General features: G+C 39.4%; 1 protein-coding gene and 3 tRNA genes. 3 read left to right on the top strand and 1 reads right to left on the bottom strand.

The window, feature by feature from the left end; translation table 11 throughout:
- The first annotated feature begins 34 nt into the window (after nt 1–34).
- From CWB75_RS14660 to CWB75_RS14650, 3 genes are all read left to right on the top strand, one after another.
- Nucleotides 35–110: transfer RNA gene (locus CWB75_RS14660), tRNA-Gly, on the top strand.
- Nucleotides 111–128: 18 nt separating this feature from the next.
- Nucleotides 129–202: transfer RNA gene (locus CWB75_RS14655), tRNA-Cys, on the top strand.
- Between the two features lie 37 nt (nt 203–239).
- Nucleotides 240–326 (top strand) — tRNA-Leu (locus tag CWB75_RS14650).
- A gap of 937 nt (nt 327–1,263) precedes the next feature.
- Here CWB75_RS14650 and CWB75_RS14645 read toward each other — a convergent pair.
- A complete protein-coding gene (locus CWB75_RS14645; RefSeq protein WP_010391487.1) occupies nt 1,264–2,682 on the bottom strand; it encodes an alanine/glycine:cation symporter family protein in 1,419 nt (472 codons plus the stop codon).
- Between the last annotated feature and the right edge of the window lie 517 nt (nt 2,683–3,199).

Here is a 3,199-nt window from a genome sequence, read left to right as displayed (position 1 = left end):
GCAACCAACGTACAAATTACTGATAAAGTTTTATGCGGCACTAGCTCAGTTGGTAGAGCGCGACCTTGCCAAGGTCGAGGTCACGAGTTCGAGCCTCGTGTGCCGCTCCAAATTATTTGATATGTTTAGGCGGAATGGCAGAGTGGCCATGCACCGGATTGCAAATCCGTTTACCCCGGTTCGACTCCGGGTTCCGCCTCCAAATAATTACTCCACACGCTTTAATTAGCAAACTCGATGCCCGAGTGGTGGAATTGGTAGACACAAGGGATTTAAAATCCCTCGACTAACAAGTCGTGCCGGTTCAAGTCCGGCCTCGGGCACCACTTTATGCTTTCCTTGTTTATTCTAGTTTAACCATTATTTTATTAAACCATTAATTATAAAATCGCATTATCAAACTAGTATCTTATTCCTTACACTAAATTACTACGTTTGTTTGAGATCTTTAAGTCTCACATTTTTCAAAAGCTTATCCCATCAATATATTCCCACTGATCATTTTTATAGCTCAAACCTGACGCTAGCTACGGAAAAAAACCTCTCATTTAGAACAAAATACTAAATTTAAGTTTTGCTATCGATAAGATTTTAATGCCTCATAATAGAGTACTAATATTAAGCTATTTATGTAAAAGCAGTGGTACAAGGCTCTTAAATGGAGGTGTGGCTGTGCTTCGTTTGATACATAAGCGAAAGTCGGCATACGCTTATTTCTATTAACACCATTACAATGCCACAAAATGTATTAAGAGCGTTGATGTAAACTGTTTAACTAATCGCTTATAAGGGATATGAGAAGCTTGATGATGCTAATGTGTTTAATTGGGTCTCACTAGGTGGGTACTGCTATTAGTAATATAATACCAATCCGCAATAATACATAATCATTTTAAGGGGCTAAACGTGTCACTAGCTGCGTTAAAAAATTCTCATTTAGAACAACTAAATAGTAAATTTTTTGCCTAGCTATCAACACGTTTTTCCAGCCTCAAAATAGACCACTTAATTAAGCGAATTGATATACAGGCGAGACTTACATCAATCCGCAATAATACTTAATTATTTTGAGACGCCAAACCAGACGCTAGTTGAGTTAAAAACTCCTCATATAGAACAACTAAACATCGAAATTTTTGCTTTGCCATTAACAGGTTTATCTAGCTCAATATAGGTTACTTAATTAAGTGAATTGGTACTAGACAATAAAAAACCCGAAATGGCCATGGCCGTTTCGGGTTTTTAACTTAAATCTCTTTAAAGTTATTTGTGCCAAATACCTTTCGGAATAGTTTTATTAAGCTTGTTGTTTTTACTTGGATCAAACGTCGGTAACTTTCCAGCACGTCGTTGAGCGTTGTAATCTTTGGCAAGCCATACCACAACTCCTGAGAGCATAAATAGCGCGATTACGTTTACAATCGCCATTAGGCCCATAGACACATCAGCTAGAGTCCACACTAATGGTAATTCACCAAGGGCACCAAACATCACCATACCTAACACTAATAATCTGAAGATCAGCATGCCAGATGCATGGTTATGCTCTAAAAACAATAAGTTCGTTTCCGCATAAGAATAGTTAGCTACAATTGATGTAAAAGCAAAAAACAAAATAGCGACTGCAACAAATATTGCACCCCAGCTACCAACATGTTCCTCAAGCGCTGCTTGTGTAAGTGCTATACCCGTTACATCAGAGCCTGGTACTAACTGTTCTGATAATAAAATAAGAGCGGCAGTGGCAGTACAAATAATAATAGTATCTACAAATACACCTAGCATTTGTACATAGCCTTGTGATGCAGGGTGAGGTGGGTTAGGAGTTGCAGTTGCTGCAGCGTTAGCTGCGCTACCCATACCCGCTTCGTTTGAGAATAACCCGCGCTTGATCCCTTGGATCATTGCTTGCATTACACCATAACCAATTGCACCAGCGCCAGCTTGTTCAAGACCAAAAGCACTTCTAATTACATGCATAAACACATCAGGCAACTCAGTGTAATTTACAGCACATATATATAGTGCAACAATTAAGTAGGCAGCGGCCATAAATGGCACTGCTAATTCAGCAAATCGTGAAATTGTTTTTAGGCCACCAAATATGATGATGCCTGAACCAATTACAAGTGCAATACCTACTATATAGTTAGGAATACCAAAGGCGACTTCAAAAGCTGCAGCGATAGAGTTTGACTGTACCGCATTAAAAACTAATCCAAAGGCTAAAATTAAACATAGTGAGAACACGATGCCCATCCAGCGCTTGCCAAGTCCGTATTCCATATAATAAGCAGGGCCTCCACGGAAGTTGCCTTCTTCATCGCGTATTTTGTAAGCTTGAGCCAATGTGCTTTCTGCAAAACTAGTGGCCATACCGATCAAAGCAATTAACCACATCCAAAAAATAGCACCAGCACCACCTAAATAAAGTGCGACTGCAACACCTGCCATATTACCGGTACCAACACGGGCGGCTAAAGAAGTACAGAAAGCTTGAAAAGAGGAAATACCGCCATCTGACCCTTGGCGACTTTGAAACATGACTTTAATCATGTGTGGGAATTGTACAAATTGGATGAAACCAAGACGTATGGTAAAAAATAGCCCAGCGGCTATTAATAAGTACACTAAAATATGACCCCATAAGAGACCACTTATACTATTTATTATATCTGTCATGTGTGTTGCCTAGTGAACGAGTTGTAAATATGCGCCGCAACTTACCACAAGCAAGGTAAATAGTTTAGTAAACAGCGCAAAAAAATGAGTTATCCACAGGGTTTTGTGGGTATCTTGTGTTTCTAGGTGGGGTATCTTTGGGGTAAAAATTAAATGCAAAAAAGCGTTTAAAAACGCTTGCGTTAAAATTGATTCGCCCTATAATGCGACCCCACTGAGACGGGGAACGCCAACGCATAGCGAGGCACGAGCTACTCAGTGAGTCGAGTAAAACTTAGTTCTGAAAACTTTCAAGTTTAGCAAAATTAAGTGTTGACAAAAAAATAGGAAAGCGTAATATGCGCAGCCCTAGCGAGATAAAGTTTAACGCTTTAATCGCAATGTTCTTTAACAATATAAAGCAATCATCTGTGTGGGCACTCGTACAGATTGAGTTCTAACAGCCAAGCTTAGTTTACTAAGTGAGGCAAACAAATTTAGAGTCTCAATTGAAACTGAGTGACCAACAGCAATAACT

It is taken from the genome of Pseudoalteromonas sp. S1608 (genome assembly GCF_005887265.1).
GTDB classification, from domain to species: domain Bacteria; phylum Pseudomonadota; class Gammaproteobacteria; order Enterobacterales; family Alteromonadaceae; genus Pseudoalteromonas; species Pseudoalteromonas undina.
Note: the sequence above shows the minus strand (reverse complement) of the source record. Positions and strands in the feature narration are given on the sequence as shown.

What these genes read in the sequence shown, in the direction of transcription:
- CWB75_RS14645 (WP_010391487.1), bottom strand. Translation starts at nt 2,682, where the DNA reads ATGACAGATATAATAAATAGTATAAGTGGTCTCTTATGGGGTCATATT.